This window comes from Bradyrhizobium sp. sBnM-33 (assembly GCF_032917945.1).
Taxonomy (GTDB): Bacteria; Pseudomonadota; Alphaproteobacteria; order Rhizobiales; family Xanthobacteraceae; genus Bradyrhizobium.
The window spans coordinates 589,934-614,632 of record NZ_CP136624.1 but is presented as its reverse complement, the minus strand read 5'-3'; the positions used below and the strand labels follow the sequence as shown (position 1 = coordinate 614,632).

At 62.6% G+C, this 24,699-nt stretch carries 22 protein-coding genes; 13 read left to right on the top strand and 9 right to left on the bottom strand.

Going from position 1 to position 24,699, the window contains the following annotated elements; all coding sequences use genetic code 11:
* Positions 1-98: 98 nt before the first annotated feature.
* The gene (locus RX328_RS02880) at positions 99-1,253 is read right to left on the bottom strand and encodes an acyl-CoA dehydrogenase family protein (RefSeq protein WP_249726390.1); all 1,155 of its coding nucleotides are present in this window, start codon (positions 1,251-1,253) and stop codon (positions 99-101) included.
* 202 nt (positions 1,254-1,455) lie between these two features.
* Between RX328_RS02880 and RX328_RS02875 the strand changes: the two genes are divergently transcribed.
* Together RX328_RS02875 and RX328_RS02870 are read left to right on the top strand one after the other, a co-directional pair.
* Positions 1,456-2,667, top strand: a complete 1,212-nt coding sequence (locus RX328_RS02875) for an ABC transporter substrate-binding protein (RefSeq protein ID WP_213251632.1) — start codon at positions 1,456-1,458, stop codon at positions 2,665-2,667.
* 78 nt (positions 2,668-2,745) lie between these two features.
* Positions 2,746-4,293 carry an acyl-CoA synthetase gene (locus RX328_RS02870; RefSeq protein ID WP_213251631.1) on the top strand — a complete coding sequence of 516 codons (1,548 nt, stop codon included), beginning with the start codon at positions 2,746-2,748 and terminating at the stop codon, positions 4,291-4,293.
* 116 nt (positions 4,294-4,409) lie between these two features.
* On the opposite strand, the gene RX328_RS02865 is transcribed toward RX328_RS02870, so the two are convergent.
* Positions 4,410-4,619, bottom strand: a complete 210-nt coding sequence (locus RX328_RS02865; protein WP_213251630.1) for a cold-shock protein — start codon at positions 4,617-4,619, stop codon at positions 4,410-4,412.
* A 361-nt stretch (positions 4,620-4,980) separates the two neighbouring features.
* Between RX328_RS02865 and RX328_RS02860 the strand changes: the two genes are divergently transcribed.
* From RX328_RS02860 to RX328_RS02850, 3 genes are all read left to right on the top strand, one after another.
* Complete coding sequence (locus RX328_RS02860) at positions 4,981-5,256, top strand: hypothetical protein (protein ID WP_213251629.1); 276 nt, start codon at positions 4,981-4,983, stop codon at positions 5,254-5,256.
* 128 nt (positions 5,257-5,384) lie between these two features.
* Complete coding sequence (locus RX328_RS02855) at positions 5,385-5,522, top strand: hypothetical protein (RefSeq protein WP_213251714.1); 138 nt, start codon at positions 5,385-5,387, stop codon at positions 5,520-5,522.
* A 165-nt stretch (positions 5,523-5,687) separates the two neighbouring features.
* A complete protein-coding gene (locus tag RX328_RS02850; RefSeq protein WP_213251628.1) occupies positions 5,688-7,910 on the top strand; it encodes an acetate--CoA ligase family protein in 2,223 nt (740 codons plus the stop codon).
* 100 nt (positions 7,911-8,010) lie between these two features.
* On the opposite strand, the gene RX328_RS02845 is transcribed toward RX328_RS02850, so the two are convergent.
* Complete coding sequence (locus RX328_RS02845; RefSeq protein ID WP_213251702.1) at positions 8,011-8,772, bottom strand: S1 family peptidase; 762 nt, start codon at positions 8,770-8,772, stop codon at positions 8,011-8,013.
* 105 nt (positions 8,773-8,877) lie between these two features.
* Here RX328_RS02845 and RX328_RS02840 point away from each other — a divergent pair, with 105 nt between their 5' ends.
* The 3 genes from RX328_RS02840 (at position 8,878) to RX328_RS02830 (ending at position 11,951) form a co-directional block, all read left to right on the top strand.
* Positions 8,878-9,510, top strand: a complete 633-nt coding sequence (locus tag RX328_RS02840) for an HAD-IA family hydrolase (RefSeq protein ID WP_213251627.1) — start codon at positions 8,878-8,880, stop codon at positions 9,508-9,510.
* Between the two features lie 109 nt (positions 9,511-9,619).
* A complete protein-coding gene (locus RX328_RS02835; RefSeq protein WP_213251626.1) occupies positions 9,620-10,567 on the top strand; it encodes an AAA family ATPase in 948 nt (315 codons plus the stop codon).
* A gap of 7 nt (positions 10,568-10,574) precedes the next feature.
* Positions 10,575-11,951, top strand: coding sequence for a vWA domain-containing protein (locus RX328_RS02830; protein WP_213251625.1), 1,377 nt, complete (start codon positions 10,575-10,577; stop codon positions 11,949-11,951).
* Positions 11,952-11,957: 6 nt separating this feature from the next.
* Here RX328_RS02830 and RX328_RS02825 read toward each other — a convergent pair whose 3' ends face one another.
* From RX328_RS02825 to RX328_RS02815, 3 genes are read right to left on the bottom strand one after another with little or no spacing between them, the layout of a single operon-like run.
* Positions 11,958-14,183, bottom strand: coding sequence for a xanthine dehydrogenase family protein molybdopterin-binding subunit (locus RX328_RS02825; protein ID WP_213251624.1), 2,226 nt, complete (start codon positions 14,181-14,183; stop codon positions 11,958-11,960).
* Positions 14,180-14,677 carry a (2Fe-2S)-binding protein gene (locus RX328_RS02820; protein WP_213251623.1) on the bottom strand — a complete coding sequence of 166 codons (498 nt, stop codon included), beginning with the start codon at positions 14,675-14,677 and terminating at the stop codon, positions 14,180-14,182. The genes RX328_RS02825 and RX328_RS02820 overlap by 4 nt, the downstream gene beginning before the upstream one ends.
* Positions 14,674-16,026 carry a cytochrome c gene (locus RX328_RS02815; RefSeq protein WP_213251622.1) on the bottom strand — a complete coding sequence of 451 codons (1,353 nt, stop codon included), beginning with the start codon at positions 16,024-16,026 and terminating at the stop codon, positions 14,674-14,676. Before RX328_RS02815 ends, RX328_RS02820 begins: the two co-directional genes overlap by 4 nt.
* Before the next feature lie 242 nt (positions 16,027-16,268).
* Between RX328_RS02815 and recQ the strand changes: the two genes are divergently transcribed.
* Positions 16,269-18,131, top strand: a complete 1,863-nt coding sequence (gene recQ, locus RX328_RS02810; protein WP_213251621.1) for a DNA helicase RecQ — start codon at positions 16,269-16,271, stop codon at positions 18,129-18,131.
* Between the two features lie 9 nt (positions 18,132-18,140).
* Here recQ and RX328_RS02805 read toward each other — a convergent pair whose 3' ends face one another.
* Positions 18,141-19,154 carry a 1-aminocyclopropane-1-carboxylate deaminase gene (locus RX328_RS02805; protein WP_213251620.1) on the bottom strand — a complete coding sequence of 338 codons (1,014 nt, stop codon included), beginning with the start codon at positions 19,152-19,154 and terminating at the stop codon, positions 18,141-18,143.
* 160 nt (positions 19,155-19,314) lie between these two features.
* On the opposite strand from RX328_RS02805, the gene RX328_RS02800 reads away from it, so the two are divergent.
* The gene (locus RX328_RS02800) at positions 19,315-19,779 is read left to right on the top strand and encodes an Lrp/AsnC family transcriptional regulator (RefSeq protein WP_213251619.1); all 465 of its coding nucleotides are present in this window, start codon (positions 19,315-19,317) and stop codon (positions 19,777-19,779) included.
* 84 nt (positions 19,780-19,863) lie between these two features.
* Positions 19,864-20,457, top strand: coding sequence for a hypothetical protein (locus RX328_RS02795; RefSeq protein ID WP_247509057.1), 594 nt, complete (start codon positions 19,864-19,866; stop codon positions 20,455-20,457).
* 141 nt (positions 20,458-20,598) lie between these two features.
* Here RX328_RS02795 and RX328_RS02790 read toward each other — a convergent pair whose 3' ends face one another.
* Entirely contained in the window at positions 20,599-20,868 is a 270-nt protein-coding gene (locus RX328_RS02790; RefSeq protein ID WP_213251618.1) for a hypothetical protein, read from the bottom strand.
* Positions 20,869-21,341: 473 nt separating this feature from the next.
* Here RX328_RS02790 and RX328_RS02785 point away from each other — a divergent pair, with 473 nt between their 5' ends.
* The gene (locus RX328_RS02785) at positions 21,342-21,650 is read left to right on the top strand and encodes a hypothetical protein (RefSeq protein WP_213251617.1); all 309 of its coding nucleotides are present in this window, start codon (positions 21,342-21,344) and stop codon (positions 21,648-21,650) included.
* Positions 21,651-21,855: 205 nt separating this feature from the next.
* On the opposite strand, the gene RX328_RS02780 is transcribed toward RX328_RS02785, so the two are convergent.
* Positions 21,856-22,791, bottom strand: coding sequence for a S1C family serine protease (locus tag RX328_RS02780; protein WP_312018010.1), 936 nt, complete (start codon positions 22,789-22,791; stop codon positions 21,856-21,858).
* A 507-nt stretch (positions 22,792-23,298) separates the two neighbouring features.
* Between RX328_RS02780 and RX328_RS02775 the strand changes: the two genes are divergently transcribed.
* A complete protein-coding gene (locus tag RX328_RS02775) occupies positions 23,299-24,531 on the top strand; it encodes a glycosyltransferase family 87 protein (protein ID WP_249726389.1) in 1,233 nt (410 codons plus the stop codon).
* The last annotated feature ends 168 nt before the right edge of the window (positions 24,532-24,699 follow it).

Below are 24,699 nucleotides of genomic sequence, written 5' to 3'. Positions count from 1 at the left end.
CGAACTATGTTGCGCAATTGCGCACCTGAGAATCTCGATCCGTTCATTCGACTTCTGGGTTCCGGGTTCGCGCTGCGCGCGCCCCGGAACGACAGCGCTCACAACCCCATCTGTCTGGACGCGAGATCCTTCATGATCTCCTCGGTGCCGCCGCCGATGGCGTTGACCTTGACCTCGCGATAGATGCGCTCGACCTTGACGCCGCGCATGAAGCCGGCGCCGCCGAAGATCTGCACGGCCTCGGAGGCGCAGAACGCCATGGTTTGCGTGGCCTGGTTCTTCATCATACAGATTTCGGCAACCGGGCTTTCGCCCTGCCCGAGCCGCCACGCCAGCATTTCCAGCATCGCCTGTGAGGCCGCGACCTTTTGCGCCATGTCCACGATCTTGTGGCGGATCACCTGATGCTGCGCGATCGGCTTGCCGAAGGTCTGGCGCTCCTTGGCATACGCAATCGCCTCCTCGACGCAGACACGGGCATAGGCTGTGCAGCTCGCCGCCATGCCCATGCGCTCGCTGTTGAAATTCTGCATAATGATCTTGAAGCCCTGGCCCTCCTCACCGATCAGGTTTTCGGCAGGCACACGGCACTCGTCGAAATGCAGCGTGGCGGTGTCGGAGGCCCACCAGCCCATCTTCTTCAGTTTCGTCCGCGACAGGCCCGGCGTATTGCCTTCGATCAGGAGCAGGCTGACGCCGCCCGGTCCCTCGCCGCCGGTGCGCACCGCGACCGTCAGATAGTCGGCCCGCATGCCCGACGTGATAAAGGTCTTCTCGCCGCTGACGATATAATGGTCGCCATCGCGCCGCGCCTTGGTGCGGAGATTGGCAACGTCGGAGCCGCCGCTGGGCTCGGTGATCGCGAGCGCCGAAATCTTCTCACCCGACAGCACCTGCGGCAACACCCTCGCCTTGACCTCGGGCCGCGCAGCGCGCGCGATCGGCGGCGAGCCGATGGTGTGGCTCATCAGGCTGGAGCTGACCCCACCGGCGCCGGCGCGCGCCAGTTCCTGCGACGCTACGATCTTCATGAACTGGTCGGCGGCCACACCGCCATATTCCTCGGGAAAGCCGAGCCCGAGCAGCCCGATTTCGGACGCCTTGCGATAGAGCTCGCGCGGAAACTCACCGGCCTCGTCCCATTCATGGGCATGTGGCTCGATCTCCCGCGCCACGAAGCGGCGCATCACGTCGCGGAACGCCTCGTGATCCGCCGTATAGAACGGGCTTTGCACCTTTGTGCGCTCCAGCATGCTTTCCTCCGCAGGGATTACGATGCCCCGGTTTGGCCTGCGCAAACTTGCGTTGAGCGGCTGGCATGATCTTGTAGGTCGTGTCGCGCCAACGCGCATGCGGTGTCCAGCAGCTCAACGCAAGACCAGTTCCTTTCGCATGACCTAGCCTTGGTTCAAGACCAATAACATATCATCGGGCCGTCGTTGGGGAGGATACAGCATGATCCGATCGCGCAATTCTGCCTCGGCTTTCTTCCTGACAGCACTGCTGTCGCTTGCAGCGACGACGGCTTCCGCCCAGCAACCCGGGATATCAGACACCGAGATCAAGTTCGGCAACATCATGCCGTATAGCGGCCCGGCGTCGGCGCTCAGCGTCACGGGCAAGGTCTTCGCCGCCTATTTCGATCTGGTCAACGAGAAGGGCGGCGTCAACGGGCGCAAGCTCAACATGCTCTCGCTTGACGACGGATTCTCACCGCCGAAAACGGTCGAGGCGACGCGCCGATTGGTCGAGAATGACGGCGTCGCCTTCATGTTCGGAACCATGGGCACTGCGCCGAGCTCTGCGACCGCGAAATATCTCAACGGCGCCAAGGTGCCGCATCTGTTCTTGATCAGCTCCGCCTCGAAATGGAACGACCCGACCAACCAGCCCTGGCTGATGGCCCTGCCCTGGGCGCCCAATTATATTGAGGAAGCGGGCATCGAGGTGCGCTTCGCCCGCGCTAAAAACCCCGCTGCGCGTTTTGCCATCCTTTATCAGAACGACGACGCCGGAAAGGACTATCTGCGCGGCGTCAAGCAGGCGCTCGGCGCCGACGCCGACAAGGTGATCGCAATGGCGACGAGTTTCGAAGTCGCCGACCCCACTGTGGACTCGCAGATCCTCACGCTCGCCAACACCAAGGCCGACGTGTTCCTGATCTACAGCGTGACGCCGCGTGCGTGCGCCCAGGCGATCCGAAAAGCGTACGAGACCGGCTGGCGTCCGATGCGATTCATCTCCAGCGGCTGCGCCAACAAGGAGTTGGTGATGGTGCCGGCGGGCCTCGAAGCGGCGACAGGCATCATGTCCGTCGGAGCGCTAAAACCCTACGCGGCTGATTCCACCGACCCCGACTTGATTACCTATCGGGATTTCATGAAGGCGCGGCTGCCGAATATCGATCCGGCCAATCTGGCCGCAGGTTACGGTTACATGGTGGCGCAAGCGCTGGTCGTGGTGCTCACGCAATGCAAAAACGACCTCAGTCGCGAGAATATCATGGCGCAGGCGGCCAACCTCAAGGACATATCGCTGCCAATGCTGATGCCCGGCGTCAAGCTCAACACCTCGCCGACGGACTACCGTCCCATCAAGGACGGCTATATGGTCGAGTTTCGCGACAACCAGTTCAACGTGATCAGTGAACTGCTGCGCGGCTCCTGAACGTTGACGGGCAATACTAGCAATGAGCCCGGCGCGACCGAATGGCCGGTTGTAATCGGGCGGTTCTCGGGAGGAAGCATGCCTTCGGTTCGCTATTACGACTGGATCGCCCATTTCGGTCGCCGCACGCCGGGCAAGATTGCGGCCATCGACCTCGCGAGTGACCGCCGTCTCTCCTACGCAGAATTTGACGCCCGCATTTCGCGCCTTGCCACGCACCTGCGCGATGCGCTCGGCGTCAAGCGCGGCGACCGCGTCGCCGTGCTGGCACTGAACACATCAGATACGCTCGAAGTGCAGTTCGCCTGCGGCCGGTTAGGGGCGGTCTTCCTGCCGCTGAACACGCGACTCACGGTTCCCGAGTTGCAATTCATTGTCGGCGATTCTTCGCCGAAGGTGATGATCCACGACGCCGATCTCGCGGAAGTTGCGCTGACGGTCGCCAGGCTCTGCAACGTTTCGTCGGCGCTGCTGCTCGGCCCCGGCGGCTCCTATGAGGCGGCGATCGCGGCTTCGAAGCCACTAGACCGTTTTGAATACGTCACGCATGACGACGTCTCGACCATCATGTACACCTCGGGCACGACAGGCCAGCCCAAGGGTGCGATCATCACCCATGGCATGACGTTCTGGAATTGCGTCAATCTCGGCGGCCCTGCCTATGTCTCGCCGTCGACGGTTCTGCTCACCGCGCTGCCGCTGTTCCACACCGGCGGGCTCAATTGCTACACTAATCCCGTGCTGCATGCCGGCGGCACCGTGCTGATCATGCGTGCGTTCGATCCCGGCATGGCGCTGCAACTGATCAGCGATCCATCATACGGCATTACCCAATTCTTCGGCGTGCCGGCGATCTACCAGTTCATGGCGCAGCATCCCTCGTTCGCGACGGCCGATTTCAGTCGCCTCGTGATCGGCGGCGTCGGCGGTGCGCCGATGCCGGTACCGCTCCTGAAAGTGTGGGAAGAGCGCGGCGTCGCTCTCCAGCAGGGTTATGGCATGACCGAGACGTCGCCGGCCGTGCTGGCACTCGACCGCGAGGACGCCGCGCGCAAGGCCGGCTCGTCCGGCAAGCCGGTGCTGCATACGGAAGTACGGATCGTCCGACCTGATGGCACGGACGCAGATGTCGGCGAGCTCGGCGAACTCTGGGTCAAGGGGCCGAACGTCACGCCCGGCTACTGGAACCGACCCGAGGCCAACCAATCATCGTTCACCGACGGCTGGCTGCACACCGGCGACGCCACCCGCGTCGACGAAGAGGGCTTCTACTACATCGTCGATCGCTGGAAGGACATGTACATTTCCGGCGGCGAAAACGTCTATCCGGCCGAGGTCGAGAGCGTGCTGCATCAGCTTACCGCAATAGCCGAAGCTGCTGTGATCGGTGTTCCCGACGAGCAATGGGGCGAAGTCGGCATGGCGATCATCGCCGTGAAGCCCGGCCAGACGCTGACGCCGGCCGAAATTCACGCCCATTGCGCGGCCAATCTGGCGCGGTTCAAATGCCCCAGGTTGATCGAGTTCGTCGATGCCCTGCCGCGCAATGCGACCGGGAAGATTCACAAGCCGACGCTGCGACAGAAATTCAACGCGCCGAAAGCGACGGACAAGCTCGCTTCATGATCGTGCGCCGGCATGCGACAAACGAAGAGCCCGCCGGTTCATCACCGGCGGGCTCTTGTATCGGAGGCCAATTAGAGGATCCCAGTACATCCGTGGAAATCCCGAATCGGCAACCTTTATTCGACGCGAAGGTTCTCGGCACTGGTCTTGCCGCGCATCGGGTCCTTCTTCGCTTCGAACGAGATCTTCTGGCCTTCATTGAGCGAGCTCAGACCCGCACGTTCGACGGCGCTGATGTGAACGAAAACGTCCGTGCTGCCATCATCGGGCTGAATGAAGCCGAAGCCCTTGGTTGCGTTGAACCACTTAACTGTTCCGGTAGTCATATAACTATCTCCAAGATGCGCGAAAGCGCTTTTGCCTGCACGACCTCCGTGCAGGTTTGATCCGATTTCAACGATGTCTTGGGGATTAGAGCCGGTTCGGCGTGGTCAACAAGGCAGAGCGATAATTCGAATAAGAGCCATATAGTCTGTTTCGCCTGGAATGCAAGGCCGGTACCCCGGCAAGAACCGCGCGAACAGTTCATCCGTCGCTCGCCGCAAATGCTGGCGGTACTACGCGAAGTTGGGTTCATCGACTGAGACCCTGCCGGAGGTCGGGTGCGCGACCATCTTGATCGGCAGATAGGCGATTGGGGCTGCGATCGGCGTCAACAGTGAGCCGCTCAAGCTTTCGGAACTGCCGATGAGCCTGCCGGCGGGTTGGGATTTTGAAAAGGTGTTCGGCGGGCGCCCACGCGTTCCCGCAACGCCTATGGAACGGCGCGCGGATACGGACGAGGTGCGGGTCCAGATCGCGGCGCTGAAGCAGGCCTGGCCTGTCGCCACCCAAGCGCCCAGCACGGTCACGCTGCCGAGGACGGCGGCCGACGCCGAACTGAAGATGATTGCGGGTGTGATCCTGCTCACGGTCAGCCTCATCCTGCTCGTGTTCAATCGACGTCAGATGTCACTGCATTGACGTCGGCTGAAAGGAGGAGGGACCCCCGACCTCCTCTTTCCAGAGCGCGCGCGGCTTCCACCCGTCCCCCCAGGGCCGCGCGCGCCGCTTTTCTCCTCACCGTCATTCCGGGATGGTCTCGCGCTTCGATGCCCGGCATCGATCCGCTCGCGGGCGGGCATGAACTTGTGCTGTCGACCTGCTGGCCGTTCGACGCGCTGACACAGGGGCCGGAGCGCTATCTTGTGCACGCCACGATGATCGAGCCCGTATCAAATACGCACTGAATTCTGTGAGCCGGGAAATCTTGCGCGGCGCGAATGGCGCTCATCGCGCAACGCGTGTTGCCACCCTCACCAGGGCTCAATAAAAAGGTCGTAATCAAAAGAAAAACATGGCGAGACGATCGTTTTCGATCACCACGGCCAAGAACAACAGAGTCAGGGATATCCATGGACGCTCAGGCAAGCACCGCATCGCATCAAGCCGAAAAATGGTCGCCTTCGCCCGACGCCAGCGACATCATCAAGGGTATCCACGCCATGCTGCACCCACGCAACATCGTGCTGGTCGGCGCCACCGATAAGCCCGGCAACTATGCCGAGCGCATCTGGAACAATCTGGTCAAGTACGGTTACGAAGGCGGACTGTTTCCGGTCAACGCCAAGCGCGAGACGATCTGGGGCGTGCCCTGCTACAAGGATTTTGCGAGTCTCCCCGAAAAGCCCGATCACGTGCTGGTGCTGGTGCCGGCGCGTTTCGCCGTGCAGGTGATCCGCGCTGCCGCGGCTGCCGGGGCGCGTTCCGCCACCATCGTCACTTCAGGCTTCAGCGAGCTGCAGGATGAGGAGAGCCAACGGCTGGCGATTGAATTGAAGGAAGCGGTGCGCGAGACCGGCCTTGCGGTCACCGGGCCAAACTGCCTCGGCAATTTGAGCGCCGGCGAAAAGCTGTTCACCAACATCGACGATCGTATCGTTACCATGGAAGCCGGTCCTGTCGCGATTGTCGGGCAATCCGGCGCGATTGTGATGGCGATCCGCCAGACGCTCGAAGATCGCGGCGTCGGCGTCGGCTACATGGTGACTACCGGCAACGAGACCGGGCTCGAGACGCCGGACCTGATGGCCTATTTCGCCGCCGATCCCTCGATCCGGGTCATCGTGGTCTACCTCGAAGGGGTCCGGAACACCAAAGTGTTCCGTGAAGCCTGCAAGGCCGCGCGAGCTGCCGGCAAGCCGGTGATTGCGCTGAAGCTCGGCGCCTCCGAGGGCGGCCGGGCGGCTGCGATGGCGCATACCGGCGCGCTCGCCGGCTCGATCGAAACTTTTGACGCGATCTCAACACGCGAAGGCGTGATCCGCGTCCGCGGGCTGGACGAGCTGATCGAGACCACCGAATGTTTCGTCCATGCCGATCCCCCGAAAGGCAACCGTATCGCCGCGGTTTCACTATCGGGCGGCAAGCGCGGCCTCCTGATCGACGCGTTCTATTCGGCCGGTATGAACTTCGCGCCGCTCAGCGCGAATGCAACAGAACAACTGGCGCAAATGCTCGGCCCCGGCAGCATTGTCGGCAATCCGCTCGACGCCGGGTTTGCGGCTGTGGTCGATCCGTCTGTCTATATCAAATCGATCAAGATCATGATCGACGATCCCGATACCGACATCGTCATCATCGACGCCGAACTGCCGAAGGCGCCGCACGAATTGCGCGAGCGCAATCTGCGCCTCGTCAACGAGATGGCGGGCGCGGCAAGCAAACCTGTCGTTTACATCAGCGCGATGTCGATCGGGTTCACTGACTTCACCAAGGCGCTGCGCAAATCGCTGCCGAACATCGCGGTGATGCAGGGCCTCGACCGGGCGGTCGGCGCGATCAAGTCACTGATCGAGTATGCGTCGCTGCGCAAGGAAGTGCCCGACATCGTGTCGAGCTCGAAAGCTTCCGCGCGCGCGGTGTTGGAGAAGACGCTCAAAGCCGCCAACGGCGCCGCCGCGCTGGACGAGGTCGCCTCGAAGAAGCTGCTCAAGGCCTATGGCATTCCCGTGTCGAAAGAAGAGATCGCAAAGACCGCGGCGGAGGCGGTGAAGATCGCCAAGAAGATCGGCTTTCCGGTCGTGGCAAAAGTCGTCAGCGCCGACATCCTGCACAAGTCGGACATCGGCGGCGTGGTGCTGAACCTCAACAGCGCCGCCGAGGTGAGGAAGGCGTTCGATGACATCACCGCGCGGGTAAAGAAGATCAAGGGCAAGCCGAAGCTGGAGGGCATTCTGATCGCGCAGCAGGTCAAGGCCGACCTCGAGCTCGTGGTCGGCGCCTCGCTCGACGCCGAGATGGGTCCCGTCGTGCTGTTCGGCACCGGCGGGGTCGATATCGAACTGATGAAGGATGTTGCGCTTGCCGGCGCACCGCTGGACGAAGCCGAGGCGAAACAGTTGATCGCCAAGACAAAGGCCGGCGTGAAGATGAAGGGCTATCGCGGTAAGCCGGCGCTGCACGAGCCTTCCGCCGTGAAGGCACTGGTCGGCCTGTCGAACCTGATGGCCGACGCCGGCAACCGCATCGCCTCGATCGACGTCAATCCGTTTTTGATCAACAGCAAGCTCGGCGTCGCCGTCGACGGCCTGATCGTGTTGAACAACGCCGCCGCGAACAGAGCGGCGGGACATTAGCGCCACTCGTCATGCGCGGGCTTGACCCGCGCATCCATCTAAAATGAATCTTTCGAAGATGATGGATTTGCCAGGTCAAGCCTGGCAATGGCGGCTGGTACTATAACCCCGCGCCCCACTTCTGCGCAGTCTGCAAAATCCAGTCCCGATACAGCGTCAGTGGCGTAACGCCGGTCATGCCGCCGCAGCCTGCGCTGCCGTTCGGCCCGGTCGACCAGCTCACCACGCCGATAATGACGGGACCACCTTGCTTGTCCTCGAACACCGGCGCGCCGGAATCTCCCGTACAAGCTCCGAGCCCCTCACGCGTGCCCTGCCCTACCGGATCGACCAGCCTGATCTGCAACGTTCCCGGCCTGCCGGTCGCGACCAGGCTGGCGACCCGGATGGTGCCGCCGCTCTTGCCGTCGCCGCGGACGGTGACGCCGATGCCCGCGATCGTGAAACGGCTGCCGATGTTGATCGGAATGTTGGGCAATCCGAGCGCGGCCGTCGTCTTTCCCTTGGGCGACACCGCCAACTGCAACAACGCGACATCCGCCGTCGCACGATGTCCTGACATCGCCTGCATGTTGAAGCCAGGATGAATGGCGACGCTCTTCACGTCCTGCAGCGAGGGCTGCCTGTCCACGCCGTATTCGACGATCTTGTATTCCGCGCCGGGCTGCACGCAGTGCGCCGCCGTCAGCACCAGCCTTGGCGCAATCAAGGCGCCGGTGCAGAAATTGCCGCGCGAGCCGACGATGGTGATGATAGAGCGGGCCACGCCTTCGGTGGATGGTGCACCGCCGCCGACAATGGCATGGGCGGGAACGGAGAGCAGCAGCACCAGGCCGGCAATCATTCGAGGCAGGATCTTCATCGGCGCAGCAATAGCCTGTGCCGCGCGCATCGCCAAGCGCCTCGATCGGGCTGGTTCGGGCAGTCAATCCGTGTTAGCCGCTCCCCGGAGCGGAGGCAGGATATTATGATCGAGGCTGTGATCTGGGATTTCGGCGGGGTGCTCACCACCTCGCCGTTCGAGGCGTTCACGCGGTTCGAGACGGAGCGTGGGCTGCCGGCCGACATCATTCGGCGCACCAACGCCGCCAATCATCTGGAAAATGCCTGGGCGAAGTTCGAACGCGCCGAGGTCGACATCGAAGCCTTCGACGAATTGTTTGCGGCCGAATCGCTGGCGCTGGGCGCGGCGGTTCGCGGCAAGGACGTGCTGCCGCTATTGTCCGGCGATCTGCGGCCCGAAATGGTCGAGGCGCTCAAGCGCATCAAGGCAAAGTTCAAGACCGGCTGCATCACCAACAACCTGCCCGCCAACGCCATCGGCAGCCACAGCGGCCGCACGCTCTATGTCGCCGAAGTGATGGCGCTGTTCGATCATGTCATCGAGTCAGCGAAGATCGGACTCCGGAAACCCGACCCACGCATCTACCGAATGATGGTCGAGACGCTGAAGGTCGATCCCAGGAATTGCGTCTATCTCGACGACCTCGGCGTCAATCTGAAGCCGGCGCGCGAGATGGGCATGACCACGATCAAGGTGGTCAGTGCGGCGCAGGCGATCGCGGAGCTTGAGGCAGCAACCGGGCTGGCATTGCGCTAGGCGGAAAATGCCGGAACTTGCGCCCTCGTTATGTCCAAACGGCGCTTGTTCTTTGCCGGGAACGCAGGCAGAACATTCCGAAATCTACCGAATTCGGAGTTGAAACCCCGTGGCTGAAAATCGGCCTTTGGCCTCGATCGAGGCAGTGGAAAGCGGTCTTGCGGCGCAAGGCTATATTGCGAGCCGCCAGATCGCGACCGCGGTCTACCTGGCGCAGCAGATCGAAAAGCCCATTCTGGTCGAAGGTCCTGCCGGCGTCGGCAAGACCGAGCTGGCCAAAGCGATCGCTGCATGGCGCGGCATGAAGATGATCCGCCTGCAGTGCTATGAGGGACTCGACGAGGCGAAAGCGCTCTACGAGTGGAAATACGCCAAGCAGCTTCTCTACACGCAGATTCTGAAGGACAAGCTCGGCGAAGTGCTCGGCGGCGCGCCGACGCTGGAAGCGGCGCTGAACCAGCTTCACGATTTCGGCGACGTGTTCTTCTCCAAGGAATTCGTTGAACCGCGGCCATTGCTGCAGGCGCTGGAGCAGCCCGCTGGCTGCGTATTGCTGATCGACGAAATCGATAAATCCGACGCCGAATTTGAATCGCTGCTGCTGGAAATTCTCAGCGATTTCCAAGTCACGATTCCGGAACTCGGAACGGTGGTCGCAGTCGCGCCGCCGACCGTAATCCTGACCTCAAACAGCGAGCGCGATCTCGGCGACGCGCTGAAACGGCGCTGCCTGCATCTGCATATCGGCTTCCCCGAGCAGAAGCTGGAAGAGCGGATCGTCGAGAGCCGGGTGCCCGGTATTTCGCAGACACTGCGCCGGCAGATGGTAAGCTTCATCCACGAAGTCCGTACGCTGGACCTGAAGAAGCTGCCGTCGGTCAGCGAAACCATCGATTGGGCACGGGTGCTGGTGCTGCTGCAGGCGCCCGAGCTCGGCCACGAGATGGTCAAGGATACGCTGAACGTTCTCCTGAAATACGAGGCCGATATCGAGGCCACCATGCCGCAGGTCTCCACCTTCATCGCCAAGGCCTCGCGTCAAAACGTCTTCGGGTGACGGACTAATGCGCGAGAACCTGCATCGCTTCTTTCGTGCGGCGCGGGGCGCAGGCGTCAGGCTCTCGCCGGCGGAAAGCATCGACGCGATGCGGGCCGTCTCCAAGGTCGGCTTTACTGACCGAACGATCCTGCGTGACACGTTTCTGCTGACACTCGCCAAGACGCAGGACGAGAAGAAAGCGCTCGGCGATTGCTTTGATCTGTTCTTCGATCAGCCCGAGCCGCAATCGCCGCCCGAAGAGGGCAAGGCGAACGAGCCGGATGCGCAGGGCTCCAACGCGACATCCGATTCACCAGGTGACGCCACCGGCGGCGACGAGCAAGCCGAAGGGCTGGGTTCGCTCGCCCAGATGCTGCTGGCGCAGGACCGCAACCAGATTTCCGCGGCAATCGCCAACGCGGCGAGCGCCGCTTCGCTGTCCGACATCCGTTATTTCACCCAGCGCGGCATCTTCTCCGGCCGCATTCTCGACCAGATGGGCATTCAGCGCCTGCGCGACGATCTCGACAATCTCGCGGCGACCAACCCGGCACTGGCGGAGCGGCTGACCAACGCGCTGGACGGCCTGCGCGGCACGGTTCGTGACACCGTCTCGCAGGCGCTGATGCTGTACGGGCGCGAGGAAGCTGAGAATTTGCGCAATGAGATCCTGCGCAACGCGCCGCTGTCCCGGATCGAGCCGCGGCAGGTCGAGCAGATGCGGCATCTGATCCGCCAGATCGCGCGCCGCCTGCGCGAGCGCTACAGCAAACCGCGCAAGCGCCAGCGCCGCGGCCATCTCGACGTCCGCCGCACCATCCGCCGCAACGCCGCCTGGGGCGGCGTGCCGTTTCTCACCGCGTGGAAGCGGCGGCACCGCGACAAGCCGAAGATCGTCGCACTCTGCGACGTTTCGGGCTCGGTGGCGCGGGTTTCGGATTTCTTTTTGCTGTTGATCCACAGCCTGCATGAGGTCGTGGACGATGTCCGCTCGTTCGCATTTTCCGGCCACCTGATCGAGGTCAGCGACATCCTGGAGTCAAAATCGCCGGAAGAGGCGATGGCCGACATCATGTCCAACGTCGGCTTTGGTTCGTCGGACTACGGCAATTCCTTCGCCAACTTTGAAGACGAGTGGATGAGCGCGATCACGCCGCAGACCACCGTGATCGTGCTTGGCGACGCCCGCAGCAACAACCTCGACCCTCGTGCGGACATTCTGCGCCGCATTGCCGAGCGGTCGAAGCGGCTGGTCTGGCTCAATCCGGAGGGCCGCATGGCCTGGGGCTGGGGCGATTCGGAAATGCCGCGCTATGCGACCTTCTGCACCGTCGTCCGCCAATGCGCCACCGCCAAGCAGCTTGAACGCGCGGTGTCCGACATCGTGGCGAGCTATCAATAGCCGCCTTCACGCATCGATCGCTTCCTTGATGCGCTTGCGCGTCAGCGGCAAATTGCGCAGTCGCTTTCCGGTCGCGTTGGCGATGGCGTTTGCAATCGAGGCCGCCGCCGGGCCCTGCCCGGTTTCGCCGCTGCCGAGGAACGGCTGCCCCGGCCGGTCGATGATATGAACCTCGATGCTTTCGGGCGCTGAACTGAAACGCAGGATCGGATAGGTCTGCCAGTCGATGCTGGTGATCCTGGTGTCGTCGAACGTAACGCTCTCATACAGCGTCCAGCTCATCGACTGCACGATTGCGCCTTCGATCTGGTTGATCAATCCGTCCGGATTGACCACCTGCCCGCTATCGACCGCTGCCACCGCACGCACCAGGCGCGGGCGGCCGGTCTCGCGGTTCACCTCCACTTCGGAAGCGACGGCGCAATAGGCCGCCAGATTCTTGTACCGCGCAAAGGCAAAGCCGTAGCCGTGATCCGGCGGCGGCTTCTGATCAGGCTTCCATCCGAACGCTTGCGCGGCCTTTTCGACCACGTCGCGGCCGCGCTGATCGTCGAGATGTTTCAATCTGAACTCGACCGGATCGGCGCCGGCGAGAATGGCAAGCTCGTCGACAAAGCTCTCGATCGAGAACACATTGTGGTAGGCGCCGAGCGCCCGCATCGCCGAAATCCGCAACGGCATCGCGGGAATGAAGTGATGCACCACGCGCGCATTGGGGAAATTGTAGAACGGGATTGCGTTGCGATCACCGCCGCCTTCCGGCAGCGGCAACGGCCTGGGAGCCGGCACGGCAAACGGCTGCGCCATGTGCTGCGCCGCCAGCAACGATCCAGCGCCGCCCGGCCGCATCGAATGCGTATTGCTCCAGACATCGAAATTCCAGTCGGCAATTTTGCCATTGCCGTCAAGTGAGGCCTTGAGCTTCGTCACCATGGCCGGGCCGAACGGCTCCCAGGCATGTTCCTGTTCGCGCGTCCAGTGCACGCGAACGGGTCGGCCGGGTAATGCACGGGCGATCAACGCGGCGTCGGCCGCGGCATCGTCAGCGCCGTTGTGGCCATAGCAGCCCGAGCCTTCGACATGGATCAGGCGAACGCTGGCCGGCGGCATACGCAGCATTTCGGCGATGGCTTGGCGATCGGGGAAGACGCCTTGCGTATGCGTCCACACCGTCATCGCGCCGTCGACGAATTGTGCGACAGCGCAGGACGGCCCGATCGATCCATGCGCCTGATATGGCCGCGTATAGGTCGCCTCGATGGTCTTGTGGACCGCCGCGGGAGCATTGCTGCGCTCGAAGATCGTCGTGGCCTGCGAAGGCAGGCTGGTCAACACGTTAAGCAGATCATCCTGTTTCGGCAGGCTTGCGGTTTCCTTCCATTTGGCGGCAGCGGCAAGCGCGTTCATCGCCTTGATCGACTGGAATTCCTTTTCTGCGACCACGGCCAGGAAATTGCCGTCACGCACGACCTTGACGACGCCGGGCAGTTTCTCGACGGCGGCGGTATCGCATTCGGTCAGTTGCGCGCCGTAGCTCGGCGGCCGCACGACGCGGGCATGCACCATCCCGGGCAGCCGCATGTCTTGAACATAGGCCGTCCCTCCGGTCACCTTGGCAGGGATGTCGACGCGCGGCACAGGCCGGCCGATCACCTTGAATGTCGCCGGGTCCTTCAATTTGGACGTCGGCTGTGCCTGAACATGCAACATCTCGCCTGCGACGAGTTCACCATACGACAGGCGCTTGCCATCCGGCGCGATCACCGCGCCGTCTGCCGTGCGCAGGTTCTCGGCCGGCAGATCAAGCCGCCGCGCCGCTTCTGCAATCAGCAGCGCGCGAACCTGTGCCGCCGCGTTCTGGATTGCGGTGCCGCTGTCCTTCATGGAGTTGCTGCCGGCTGTATAGCCTTCGTTCGCGGTCAGACGCGTGTCCGCCGTCGTCACCTTGAGGGATTCAAAGGCAACATCGAGCTCCTCAGCCGCAATCTGCTGAAAAGCCGTCTTGAAGCCCTGGCCGAGTTCGGCCTTGCCGGTGAACACCTCGACGCCACTAGCATCGATGCGGATCCACGCGTCGAGATAGGGCGATGCTTTCAAGCTGCCGGGCGGGCTCGGTGCGGCAGGCGGCGCGCCTTGTTGCTGTGCCAAGGCGTTGCCGAGCGAGAAGCTGACGATCAGCGCGCCGCCGCCTGCCAATACGCGCCGGCGATCGATAATGACGGCGGCACTCATCGGGCGCTCCCGTTCGCTGCCGGTGACGCTTCCGCCGTGTCCATCAGCCGCGCCGCGCGGTGCACCGCACGCAGGATCCGCATATGGGTGCCACAGCGGCAGAGATGCGGTTCGAGCTCGGCGCGAATCTGCTCGTCAGTCGGCTTCGAATTCTTCTGCAGCAAGGCCTGCGCCCGCATCATCATTCCCGGGATGCAATAGCCGCATTGTGCTGCCTGCTGTTCCATGAACGCCCGCTGGATCGGCGCGGGCTCGGCGATCGTGCCAAGACCCTCAAGCGTCGTTACCTGCTTGCCTTCGAGCAGCACCATCGGCACGACGCAGGACAGCACCGCCTTGCCGTCCACGATTACCGTGCACGAGCCGCATTGTCCTAACCCGCAGCCGAACTTGGCGGCATTGAGCTTGAGGTCGTCGCGCAGCACGTAGAGCAGCGGCGTATCCGGCTCTGCGTCGACCTGATGCTCGCGGCCGTTGACCTTCAATGTCATCATGGCTTTTCTCGCTGCTGAGGGTCGGCAGGCGCGTTACGCGGCGCGGGCGATGTCTGAAGAAATACGGTCTGCGTGCGTCGTGCTTCTGCGATGGTCTTTTTGATATCGGTCCATGCCGGCTGGTTGCTGAACCGCGCCCGCAAATAGTTCAGCAAGGCCGAAGCCTGATCATCGTTCATGCTGGCGGCAAAGCCCGGCATGATCGGGCTGCGCTCGCCTTCCACCGCGTCAATGCCTGACAGCACGATGTTGGCGAGATTGCGCGGATCGGGGCTTGAGATCGCGGTGCTGAGGCCGAGATCGACTCCGCCATAAGGAAGCGGCCTGCCGCTCTCGTGGCATGACGCGCAGGCGGCAGTGTAAATCGACGCGCCAACGGGGTTTGCCTGCGAAGCCGCTTTGCCGCGCGCCAAGGCAGCCTCGCTTGGTCCCGTGCGGCCAGACGTCGGTGTACCGGAAACGCTGGCCATATAGATCGCGATGGCGCGGACGTCGCTTGCCGGCACCGAGGACAGGTTGCTGACCACCTTCGCCATCGGTCCGCGCGCAGTGCCATGATCGGGATGCCAGCCTTCACGCAAATAGGTGAACAATGCATCGGCGGTCCAGGGCACGGGTGAGCGGGACTGGTCGTTGATCGCATAGGCGTGCCAGTCATCGACATCGCCGCCGGCAAACCGTGCGCTGACGCGCTCCGCGCCCAGCGCATTTCGTGGCGTATGGCAGGCGCCGCAATGGGCGAGCCCTTCGACCAGATAGGCACCGCGGTTCCACTCGGCGCTCTGCTTCGGATCAGGCCGATAGGTGTCGTGGCGAAGGAAAAGCAATTTCCATCCCGCGATGGCGAGCCGCTGGTTGAACGGGAAAGAAAGCTGGTTTTCGCGTGCTGCTGCGCGAACCGGCTGCCGCGTCATCAGGAAGGCATAGAGCGCCCGGTCGTCCTCATCGCTGACGTTGGTGAAGTGGTCGTATGGGAATGTCGGATAAAGGTGCTGGCCTTCACGGTTGACGCCGGACCGCATCGCGCGGCGGAATGCCGCTTCCGACCATCGGCCGATTCCCGTCTCCGGCTCCGGCGTGATGTTGGTGGAATAGATTGTGCCGAACGGGGTCGGCACCGGCAGGCCGCCGGCAAAGTTCTTAGCCCCGCGCGGCGTATGGCAATCGCTGCAATTGCCAATCGCCGCCAGGTCGCGGCCTCGCTTGACGAGATCAATATCGAAGGATTGCGGGTCGGGAGGATCGATTGCCGCGATTTGCGGGCGCCACGCAATTGCAAAGGCCGCGACGGCGGCAGCGATCAGCAAGGCGGCAACGATACCCGCGATGATCCGCGCCGATACCCGCATGCTCTCGTCTCGGATTTTTGTTACTTGGGTTGCCTTCTAACACAAATCTCCCTCCGTCGTTCGCCCCGGACGCGCCGATCACCGGCAGTTGACCCCTTGCTGCCATTGCTGAACACGCCACGGGAACATCAAATCAGGCATAGACTTGCCACGATGTTTTTGGCCTATTGGATCCGTTCAATTTTCGGTAGCTCCCCCAAAAGCCTGGCGCCACACGCCTTCAACCGGACGACCTCACTCCCATGCCTGCTCCCGCAGCCCGGCGCCCTGAATCCGGCAATGTCCCCGATGCGCTGTCTGTCCTGAATTCCGTGTTCGGCCTGCCCGCCTTCCGCGGCGCACAGGAAGAAATCGTCCGGCACGTGACCGACGGCGGCAATTGCCTGGTGCTGATGCCGACCGGCGGCGGCAAGTCGCTGTGCTACCAGTTGCCGTCGTTGTTGCGCGAGGGCTGCGGCATCGTGGTGTCGCCGCTGATCGCGCTGATGCGCGACCAGGTCGCGGGGCTTCTGGAGGCCGGCGTCAACGCGGCCGTGCTGAACTCGACGCTGTCATTCGACGAGGCGTCGGAAGTCGAGCGGCGGCTATTGGCCGGCGACCTCGACCTGCTCTATGTCGCGCCGGAACGGCTGTTGACGCCGCGCTGCCTTTCCCTGCTCGGCCAAGCGAATATCGCGCTGTTTGCGATCGACGAGGCGCATTGCGTGTCGCAATGGGGGCACGATTTCCGCCCCGAATATATCGGCCTCTCCGTACTGGCGGAGCGCTTTCCCGACGTGCCACGCATTGCGCTGACGGCAACCGCCGACGAGATGACACGCAAGGAGATCGTGACCCGGCTGGGGCTATCAGGCGCACCGAACTTCATCTCGAGTTTCGACCGCCCGAACATCCGCTACGAGATCGTCGAGAAGCAGAACGCGCCGGCCCAGCTCAAGGCATTCATTACCGAGCGTCACGCCGGCGATGCCGGCATCGTCTATTGCCTATCGCGCGCCAAGGTCGAGGATACCGCCGAAGCGCTGAGCAACTCCGGCATTCCGGCCCTGCCCTATCACGCCGGTCTCGACGCCGGCATTCGTGCCCGCAACCAGGATCGTTTCATCAACGAGGACGGCATCGTCATCGTCGCCACCATCGCGTTCGGCATGGGCATCGACAAGCCGGACGTACGCTTCGTCGCACATCTCGATCTGCCGAAAAGCATCGAGGCCTACTATCAGGAAACCGGCCGTGCCGGGCGCGACGGCAAGCCGTCCAGCGCCTGGATGGCCTATGGCCTGACCGATATCGTGCAGCAGCGCCGCATGATCGACGAGTCCACCGGCTCCGATGCGTTCAAGCGCATCTCGATCGGCAAGCTCGACGCGCTGGTCGCGCTGGCGGAAACCGCCGGCTGCCGACGCAGCCGCCTGCTCGGCTATTTCGGCGAGGCCGTCACCTCGACCAATTGCGGCAATTGCGACAACTGCCTGTCGCCGCCGCAGCTTCGCGACGGCAAGGTCGCTGCGCAAAAACTGTTGTCCTGTGCCTACCGCACCGGGCAGAGGTTCGGCGCCATGCATCTGATTGACGTACTCGTCGGCCGCATAACCGAGAAGGTCACGCAGTTCGGGCACGACAAGCTGTCCGTGTTCGGCATCGGCCGTGATCTCAACGAGAAGCAGTGGCGTGCCGTGATCCGGCAACTGGTCGCGATGGGTCACCTCAAGGCGGACAGCGAAGCCTTTGGTGCACTTAAGCTGACGGAGAGCGCGCGCGGCGTCCTCAAAGGCGAGACCGAGGTGATGCTGCGCGAGGCGGCGCCCGGCACCCGCATTCGCGCCAGCCGCGCCAAATCAAGGCGTGGCGATCTCGCGCCGCGCGCCGAAACCAAGCCCGCCGATGCCGGCCTGCAGGCCGCGCTTCGCGCATGGCGCTCGGAGATCGCGCGCCAGCGAGGCGTGCCGGCCTATGTCGTGCTGCATGATTCCACGCTCGACGGCATCGCCGCCGCACGGCCGGCGACGCTGAACGCGCTTCGCGATATTCCCGGCATTGGCGACAAGAAGCTCGAACATTACGGGGACGAATTGCTAGCGGTGGTGCGAGCGGCGGACAAGTAAGTCTCGAGCTCATCCGTTGCGGAAGGTGTAAGCGTAGCCGTTGATCGCGGGCGCGCCGCCAAGATGGGCGTAGAGCACTTTCGATCCCTTCGGGAAATAGCCCTTGTTCACGAGGTCGATCATGCCCTGCATCGATTTTCCCTCGTAAACGGGATCGGTGATCATGCCTTCGAGCCGCGCGCAGAGCCGGATGGCCTGCTTGGTTTCTTCCGACGGAACGCCATAGGCCGGATAGGCATAGTCCTCGATCAGGACGACGTCGTCCTCGACGATCTGCTGACCCAACTCGACGAGATTTGCGGTGTTGCGGGCGATCTCGAGCACCTGGGCCTTGGTCTGCGCCGGGGTGAAGGATGCGTCGATGCCGATCACCTTGCGGGCGCGGCCGTCCTTGGCAAATCCGACCAGCATGCCGGCATGGGTCGAGCCGGTGACCGTGCAGACCACGATGTAATCGAAGGCAAAGCCAAGCTCTTTCTCCTGCGCGCGAACCTCTTCGGCAAACCCGACATAGCCGAGCCCGCCATATTTGTGCACGGAGGCACCGGCGGGAATCGCATAGGGCTTGCCGCCCTTCGCCTTCACATCTGCAATCGCCTCTTCCCAGCTCTGGCGGATGCCAATGTCGAAACCTTCATCCACCAGCCGTACGTCCGCGCCCATCACGCGGCTGAGCAGGATGTTGCCGACCCGGTCATAGACCGCGTCCTCATGCGGCACCCAGCTTTCCTGCACCAGGCGGCATTTCATGCCGATCTTGGCTGCGACCGCCGCAACCATACGGGTGTGGTTGGACTGCACGCCACCGATAGAGACCAGCGTGTCCGCGTTGGAGGCGATCGCGTCGGGAATGATGTATTCGAGCTTGCGCAGCTTGTTGCCGCCGAAGGCGAGCCCCGAATTACAGTCCTCGCGCTTGGCGTAGAGTTCGACCTGACCGCCGAGATGCTTCGAGAGCCGCTCCAGCTTTTCGATGTGCGTAGGCCCGAAGGTGAGCGGATAGCGTTCGAATTTCTCCAACATGGTCATCCCCCGTTGATGGTCTGAATGTCGGGGAATGCCTATCACCGCGCTCCAGATAGGTGCTTTCAAAATCGAAACTCAGCTAGCGTTGTTATTGCACCATTCGGGGATTGTGATGCACCATCTACCACCATTCTGCACAATTTCGGAACATTCTTTCATGCCCGGCAGACTCGACCGTATCGACCTTAAGATATTGCGTTTGCTGCAAAATAGCGGCCGGCTGACCAATGCCGAGCTGGCCGAAACGGCCGGTGTCAGTGCCGCAACGTGTCACCGCCGCACCCAGCGCCTGTTCGACGAGGGGTTCATAGCGGGGATCCGGGCGATGGTGGCGCCACGAAAAGTCGGCAAGGGTGCGCTCGTCATGGTCGGCGTCGTGCTCGACCGCTCCACGCCGGAAAGCTTTGCCGCCTTCGAGCGGGCGATCGCGCAACTCAAATTCGTGCTCGACTGCCATCTGGTGGCGGGCGATTTCGACTATTTCCTCAAGATCCGCGTCGGCGATATGGAGGATTTCAACCGCATTCATGGCGAACAGTTGATTGCGCTGCCGGGCGTCCGCCAGACCCGGACCTTCTTCGTCATGAAGGAGGTCGTCGACAACGCGCCGCTCGATTTCTGATAGTGTTCGGCACCGCAAGACGGGCCCATCTTGCCCGGATGCGCTCTTCCGGAACCTGCGGAGACTCTGGTCAGGCAGCGCGCCATGTCCTATCAACCGGGCATGACCATGAACATTTGCCGGCGGGTTTTCGCTCTCGCCACCATTTTCATTGCAATGCCGGCCTCTGCCTCGGACGAACTTCACCGGCAAGAGCCCGATACCGTTATTTTTGCGATGATGTCCGGCAAATGCAGCACGCTTAAAGTGGCGGGACGCGATTTTGCCTGCCGCGCGGTTGCGTTCTTCCAGACGGAGGAAGGCAGGGCGAATTTTACCGTCGCCCTCGAGGACCCCAGCGACGACAGCCATATCATCACGTTTTCCGGCGACAACGGGCGGAGACCGGAGGCCAATCTGTACGAATTGCCGATCGACCGGATGCTGTTGAAAACCAAGGACAGGCCGAAGGCCGACGGTCTGCCGGTGCCGGCAGTCGAATCGACCGCTGGCCTCTGCAAGCAGGTCGGAAACTTCGTGACGCTTGAGCTTTCCTCTATCTCCTGCACCGCCGTCGACCGGAACGGCAAGAAATACGAGCTGCAGTATCAGTCCGACGGCGCGCCGATGGCGGTGCGCCGCATCAAGCGCATGCGCGTCGGCAGCCCCGCGGTATCGCCGTTCGACGATGTAAAATGAAAGGCCGCCGGCGGAAAACCGACGGCGGCCAGTGTCGATCCACGCATAGCTCGCAACTGCGCGGACAAGCTCATGCTAGTTTGAAAGTCCTCCCCAGTGGAGGCTATCCGTCAAAGTCGAGCGATTGCCTTCACGCGGGCTTTACCGTGAACTGCCTCGCTCGCGCCCGCTCCTCGCTGGGAGGATGGAACTCGCAATGTCGAACGCTATGGCCCATCTCGGCTTCTCTTCCTCTGCGCCGGGCACGTTGATCTGGACGCCGCCACCGTCGCTGACGGTATAGGAGGCGGCCAGTACGGCGGCCTCGAGGGCGGCGCCCCGCGAATCGTAGACGCCGCCAATCTTGACGTTGTCGGCAAACACCGACCAGCCCAGCGGCGCCTTCACGACTTCGAATACTGATCGTTCCATCAAGACACCCTATATCGCCTTACCTGTATCGCTTCCGCCCCTCGCCAATGCGGCGAATCCTGGCGAAGGAAGCTTGGCGCCGGGATGCTGGCTTGTCGCCCATGGCCTTTGCTCGCCCCTCGGAGGCCCGCAACTCCGTCAACAAATTCGCCGCCGGTGCCAGCGCGATTTCCTTCCGCACAGCATCGACAATTCGATCGAACTCAACTTCGCTCATCGCACGCTCCATTGCGCCGGGCCGGCATTCAGCCGCCAGGACGATAAGAGGGGACCGCGCTGATCACAGATCGCCATGCAAGTTTGTTGTTAGAAGGCTCGCCTGCGGTCGCTTCGATGGCAAAAAGAGGTCGAAATCGGGAAACGGCCGCCTCTCGGCCTGCGCGAAACCGGTGGGCCCGATGCGCCGCCGGGTCCCCCCTTGGCCCAACTTGCCCCATGCGTGCTAGATTCGGCCACGAATCAGGAGGGTTTGCATGCCGGTAGATAGTGACAGCGCCATTGCGTGGCACCGCGCCCAGCTCAAGAAGCTTCGCGAGACATTGAGGAGCATCGAGACCGCCAGGTTCACGGTGGGCGAGTCCGCACAATCGAGCAGAACCGGCAAGACCCAGAAGACGATTGCCGAGCTTGAGCAGAAAATCCGGCAGTCGCAGCACATCATCGCCGCCTATGAGCGGCAGACCCGGCGGCCGCTGGCGACCGACCAACGAAGCCTTGCCAGCGTGAGCTGGAGCGCCTGGAACGCCCAGACTGCCCATAGCCGCGGTAGCAGTTCGCGGTAGTTCTTTGCCAGATCATTGGCCGGCGCAATGTAGACCTGCGCTCGGCCGAGCGGCGTCAGGCGCGCGATCGTGAAATCCGGAAGGACCGGCTGGGCAAAACGGCGGCGCGGCACCTAATTCTTTGCCGTCTCTTTCTCCTTCGCCTTGGCCTTGCACGAAATCAGAAAGGTAAACGCCCGCGCATTACGGGCGATTTCGGCCGTCTTCAATTCGGCCTTGGCGTCCGAGATCTGATACGGGACCACGCTGTTATCGAGAAAATCCCGCAAGGCTCCGGCTTGATGGTGAAATTGATGTTCTCGGGAATGTTGCCCGTTGCCCTCGTGAACTTGATGGCATTCAGTTTCGCCGCGACCACGCCGACAACGTCGCCGCTTGCAGCCAATAGCGGCCCGCCGCTATTGCCGGGTTGAACGGCCGCACTGATCTGCAGGAAACGCGTATCATTCAGGATGCCGCTGAGCGAGCTCACGATCCCGGTCGTCACCGTGAAATCGGATGTCAGCAATCCATGAAAGGGATAGCCGATCGCAACCACGCTGTCGCCGGACTGGATCGCCTTGTCCCTGATTTTCGCGACGTCCTTGAACGAGCCTGTCACCTGCAGCAGCGCCAGATCATTGGTCTCGTCGCTCGACACCAGGCGCAATTTGGCGGGCGCCTCGCCGGACAGATTGCCCAGAATGTCGCCGACGCATCCGTGCACGACATGCGCATTGGTCACGAGATGTCCGTTGGTGCTCACCAGAAAGCCGGTGCCGGTCTGGTCGAACAACCTGTCGGGCTTGCCGGCCGCAGCATCGGGCGCCGCCGCTGCGGCGACCGGCTTGGCGGCGGACAGGACCGAAAAATCGCCGGCACTGGCCAATTCCGATTGCCTGATCCTGGCGAAGCAATTCGCCAATACCGGTAATAGCTGGCCGGTCTGGTCGAGGTTGAACTGGAAGAGCTGCCCCTGCGTATAGGCGGTCATGGCCTTGGCCCGCCGGAACTGGCTGATGAGCGCGGAGTTGTTCGGCATCGGCACGCGAACCAGCTTGTCGGCAATCGGGACGCCATGAACGTTGAACGGTTGCTGACCATCGAATGTCAGGGTCAGCGGAAAGGCTTCCCCGGTCGTCAGTCTCCATTGTTCGTGCATGAAGCCGAGGCTCCACCCGCCACTATGATCGATCATAACGAGAAAATAGACGCCGCTGGCGTAGCGGGCGCCCGCCGCACAGTGCGAGAAGGATCCGGTCTGGTCGTTGGTCTAGGCCCCACCCTGCCAGTTGCCGACGCTGATCGAACCATAGGGTCCGCGCGCCTGCGCATCCGAATTGGCAAAAATTGCACACAACAAGGCTGCGACCGCAGCAGCACGGCACGTCATAAGCGCACTTCCCCACATTCCACGGGCGAGCATATTGGTCTTTGCAACCGAAGTCCATTTGGACCAATGCGGAAGATCAAAGTTTCCGCTCCGGGGGAGAGGAAGCCCTGGTTGCTATCGGCTCTATGCGCGCTGCAGCCGCAGGCGGCCGAGCCGCCGAAGTCCACTTTATTAAGGTCTTTGCCGGATCATTCGGCACCGCATTTCGATCGGCGTAAGATCGAAGCCGATTCATGTCTGCCCGTAGGCAGGCAACTCAATCCCTTAGCAGGTCAAATGATGGACTTGGCCAACCCTGGCGTTGATTTCAAGCAGACGGCTGCGCTGCGACCGCCGGCGGTGGTGCTGATCCCCGCCCTGGCGATGTCGTTCTACCTCTGGCTCAATCTCCTCACGACCATTCCATATCCGGGCAAGATCGGGCTTGATTACAACACGCTTGGCACCGACTGGATGGTCTTCTACGGCGCGATCCGCTCGGTTCTCGACGGCAACGCGCTACTGATCTTCGACGGCGATCGCTTCACCGACTTCCTCAACACGACGTTTGCAGGCTGGCTCTCCAAGCCGCTGGAATTCCGGCCATGGGCCTATCCGCCGAGCTTCCTGCTGATCCTGCTGCCGTTCGCGCCGCTGGGATTCTTCGGCTCCTATGTGGCGTTTCAGATCGCGACCGGCGCCCTGCTGGCCGTCGCGCTGCGGGCGAGTGCGGGAAACACCCTGCCGTCAGGCGCTCTGCTGCTGGCCGCGCTGATGTGTCCGGCGTCGGCCATCAATGCGATCAACGGTCAAGCCGTCTTTTTGGTCGCAGCCCTGATCGTCGGCGGCTTTGGCCTTCTCGAACAGCGTCCCTATCTCGGCGGATTGGTGCTGGGGCTGCTGACGTTCAAGCCCCAATTCTGCATCCTGGTGCCGATCGCGCTCGTCGCGGCCGGGCAGTGGCGCGCGCTCCTGGCTGCAGGCCTGTCCGCGTTGGCCATGATGATCGCGAGCGGATTGATTTTCGGATGGGAGCTGTGGCTGCGCTGGATTCCGGTCATCCTTGAAAATCTCGTCAGCCCGAATCCGAAGTGGATCGAGTATGGCCGCATGTGGGGCCATAGCGTCTACACCTGCGCGGTCTTGCTGGGCGCGCCGGAGCGGCTGGCGTCGTGGATTCAACTGCTTGCGACGCTCGGCGCGGCGGCATCCGTCGTCATCGCCTTCCGATCGCGTTTGGGGACGCGGGAAAGGACGGCGGTTTTTCTGGCCGCGACCGTGCTCGCCGCTCCGCATTCCGGCCCCTATGACGCGACGCTGCTTGTGATCGCGACGGCGTTCTGGCTGATGGCGCGAGAGGCTCCGCTGCCGCTGTGGTGCTGGACGCTGGCATTCATGACCTGGCTGATGCCGATGCTGAGCCCGCCTTTGCTGTTCCCCGCCGGCAGGATCGCCCCGCTGATTCCCGTGCTGCTGATGGTGCTTCTGCTTCGTCCCGGGGTTTCGACCGTCCCGGCGCGGGCGCGATAGCGGCAAGGGTGGGGTTTTGGTATCCTTCGGCGCGGCCGCACGGGAAAACGAACCGTGCCGGCGCCTATGGGAACGCCTATACGCCCCAAGGGCTGCCGCCCATTTTCGCCCGGCCTGCCGCTCATTTTGATGGATCGCGCCTGGCATCTTGCATACGGTGTGGGCTCG

Excerpts from the sequence above, each read along its gene's own strand:
- RX328_RS02780 (WP_312018010.1), bottom strand. The coding sequence starts at position 22,791 with ATGCACGAACAATGGAGACTGACGACCGGGGAAGCCTTTCCGCTGACC.
- RX328_RS02870 (WP_213251631.1), top strand. The coding sequence starts at position 2,746 with ATGCCTTCGGTTCGCTATTACGACTGGATCGCCCATTTCGGTCGCCGC.
- RX328_RS02825 (WP_213251624.1), bottom strand. The coding sequence starts at position 14,183 with ATGAGTGCCGCCGTCATTATCGATCGCCGGCGCGTATTGGCAGGCGGC.
- RX328_RS02820 (WP_213251623.1), bottom strand. The coding sequence starts at position 14,677 with ATGATGACATTGAAGGTCAACGGCCGCGAGCATCAGGTCGACGCAGAG.
- RX328_RS02855 (WP_213251714.1), top strand. The coding sequence starts at position 5,385 with ATGCCCGGCATCGATCCGCTCGCGGGCGGGCATGAACTTGTGCTGTCG.
- RX328_RS02775 (WP_249726389.1), top strand. The coding sequence starts at position 23,299 with ATGATGGACTTGGCCAACCCTGGCGTTGATTTCAAGCAGACGGCTGCG.
- RX328_RS02875 (WP_213251632.1), top strand. The coding sequence starts at position 1,456 with ATGATCCGATCGCGCAATTCTGCCTCGGCTTTCTTCCTGACAGCACTG.
- RX328_RS02850 (WP_213251628.1), top strand. The coding sequence starts at position 5,688 with ATGGACGCTCAGGCAAGCACCGCATCGCATCAAGCCGAAAAATGGTCG.
- RX328_RS02830 (WP_213251625.1), top strand. The coding sequence starts at position 10,575 with ATGCGCGAGAACCTGCATCGCTTCTTTCGTGCGGCGCGGGGCGCAGGC.
- RX328_RS02880 (WP_249726390.1), bottom strand. The coding sequence starts at position 1,253 with ATGCTGGAGCGCACAAAGGTGCAAAGCCCGTTCTATACGGCGGATCAC.
- RX328_RS02840 (WP_213251627.1), top strand. The coding sequence starts at position 8,878 with ATGATCGAGGCTGTGATCTGGGATTTCGGCGGGGTGCTCACCACCTCG.
- RX328_RS02845 (WP_213251702.1), bottom strand. The coding sequence starts at position 8,772 with ATGAAGATCCTGCCTCGAATGATTGCCGGCCTGGTGCTGCTGCTCTCC.
- RX328_RS02805 (WP_213251620.1), bottom strand. The coding sequence starts at position 19,154 with ATGTTGGAGAAATTCGAACGCTATCCGCTCACCTTCGGGCCTACGCAC.
- RX328_RS02860 (WP_213251629.1), top strand. The coding sequence starts at position 4,981 with ATGAGCCTGCCGGCGGGTTGGGATTTTGAAAAGGTGTTCGGCGGGCGC.
- RX328_RS02800 (WP_213251619.1), top strand. The coding sequence starts at position 19,315 with ATGCCCGGCAGACTCGACCGTATCGACCTTAAGATATTGCGTTTGCTG.
- RX328_RS02785 (WP_213251617.1), top strand. The coding sequence starts at position 21,342 with ATGCCGGTAGATAGTGACAGCGCCATTGCGTGGCACCGCGCCCAGCTC.
- RX328_RS02790 (WP_213251618.1), bottom strand. The coding sequence starts at position 20,868 with ATGGAACGATCAGTATTCGAAGTCGTGAAGGCGCCGCTGGGCTGGTCG.
- recQ (WP_213251621.1), top strand. The coding sequence starts at position 16,269 with ATGCCTGCTCCCGCAGCCCGGCGCCCTGAATCCGGCAATGTCCCCGAT.
- RX328_RS02815 (WP_213251622.1), bottom strand. The coding sequence starts at position 16,026 with ATGCGGGTATCGGCGCGGATCATCGCGGGTATCGTTGCCGCCTTGCTG.
- RX328_RS02795 (WP_247509057.1), top strand. The coding sequence starts at position 19,864 with ATGTCCTATCAACCGGGCATGACCATGAACATTTGCCGGCGGGTTTTC.
- RX328_RS02865 (WP_213251630.1), bottom strand. The coding sequence starts at position 4,619 with ATGACTACCGGAACAGTTAAGTGGTTCAACGCAACCAAGGGCTTCGGC.